The organism is Micromonospora sp. BQ32 (genome assembly GCF_059358895.1).
Map to the genome: position 1 here is coordinate 1 of NZ_JCADBI010000049.1, position 1,327 is coordinate 1,327.

Annotated in this window: 1 protein-coding gene; it reads right to left on the minus strand. The window is 69.3% G+C overall.

The window, feature by feature from the left end; all coding sequences use genetic code 11:
• Positions 1 to 8: 8 nt before the first annotated feature.
• The gene (locus AC5L30_RS32955) at positions 9 to 1,067 is read right to left on the minus strand and encodes an IS110 family RNA-guided transposase (RefSeq protein WP_494872178.1); all 1,059 of its coding nucleotides are present in this window, start codon (positions 1,065 to 1,067) and stop codon (positions 9 to 11) included.
• Between the last annotated feature and the right edge of the window lie 260 nt (positions 1,068 to 1,327).

The following is a 1,327-nucleotide window of genomic DNA, read 5'->3' on the forward strand; positions in this document are numbered from 1 at the left end:
GGACGCTCCTATGCCGGGTCAAGTGGTTGGGGTGGGTTTTCCAAGCGTCGGTAGATTTCGCGGGCGACGTAGCGTTTGAGGCAGCGTTTGATCTCGCGGTCGGTTTTGCCTTGGGCGCGGCGGCGCTCGGCGTAGGCGCGGGTGTCCTCGTCGCGTTGTAGGCGGGTCAGGACGATGGTGTGCAGGGCGCGGTTGAGTTGGCGGTCGCCGGAGCGGTTGAGTCGGTAGCGGACGGTTTTGCCGGATGATGCGGGGATGGGTGCGGCGCCGGCGAGCATGGCGAACGCGGCGTCGTTGCGGCAGCGTCCGGGATGGGACCAAGCGGTGAGCACGGTGGCGGCGACGATCGGTCCGACGCCGGTGAGGTCGAGCAGGTCGGGTCGCCAGGAGCGGACGATCGCGCGGATTGCTTTTTCGTGATCTAGGGCTTCGGCTTCGAGGAAGCGGACGCGGCGGGCGAGGTCGCGCAGCACGGTCAGGCTCGTGAACACGTCGACATCCGCGCTGGTGGTGGGGCGTAGTCGGGTGGCGGTGGTGAGCATGATGCGGGTGCTTTGGCCGCGGAAGCGGGCTCGCACCGGCTCGGGGGCGGTGATCACCATTGCGTGTAGCTGCTGCTGGGCGTCGGCGCTGGCTTCCACGGCCGCTCGGCGGGCGGTAAGCCGCACTTGCAGCGCTGCGCGTTGCGCGCCGGTCTTGGGCTGCGCCAGCTGTGTGCGGGCCAGGGCGTCGCGGGCGGCGCGTTCGGCGTCGATCGGGTCGGACTTCGCCCCGGCCCGGCGGGCCGGGCGCTGCGGCCGGTCCAGCTCGATGACCAACTCACCACTATCGGCCAGGTGCCGGGCCAGGCCAGCGCCGTAGCCGCCGGAGCCCTCGAGGGCCCAGGCCCGCAGCCCCGAATGCTGTCCGGCCAGGGCCACCAGCTGCGCGTAGCCGTCCGGGTCGGTGCTGACCGTGATCCGCGCCAAGACACCGCCGGTGCGGGTATCGAGCAGCGCGGCGGTGTGGGTGTCTTTGTGGGTGTCGACGCCGATGACGACCTCGACCAGATCTGCCAGCATGGACATGCGTTCTCTCCTCACCGTCAGGACGCAAGGGTCCGGTCCGGTGCGGAGATGGCAGGACTGTGATGAGACACGCCAGCCGCTAACTGGCGGTCAAGCTCCTGATCAGGCCAACGTCTCCCGCCGGGCCGGGTGCCGGTAGCAGCAGACGGACAAGTCCTCACAAAGGCACAGAGCCAGTCAGGGCAAGAGTCACGTCCGCTGCTACCAACCATCAGCCCATCACCATCAGGCCAACCCGGCCAGCCTCACAGTCAGGGCAG